The sequence below is a fragment of the Arthrobacter sp. Y3221157 genome (assembly GCF_059089865.1).
Genome location: NZ_JBNHFD010000265.1, coordinates 1 through 218 on the forward strand (window position 1 = coordinate 1; position 218 = coordinate 218).

The 218-nt window shown below is 69.3% G+C and carries 1 pseudogene; it reads left to right on the forward strand.

The annotated features are described in order from the left end of the window. Positions 1 to 218: pseudogene (locus AC5RTT_RS20940) on the forward strand (L-serine ammonia-lyase); the annotation flags it as partial.

A 218-nucleotide genomic window follows, 5' to 3' on the forward strand; every position in this document is an offset into this window, starting at 1 on the left:
CCATCCGGAACTGATCCTGCCCGGGGAGGTGGAGGAACGGCTTGCCTCGATCGCGGAGACCGGGATCCTGAACCTTGCCGGTGCCGGTGGGGAGGGGTTGCCGTTGCCGTACGGGGTGGGGGATATGGTGCTGCGGCCGTTGACGGTGCTGCCCCGGCACACGAACGGGATGACGTTCACGGTCACGGACGCGGCCGGGGAGGTGCTGCATGCGGCGA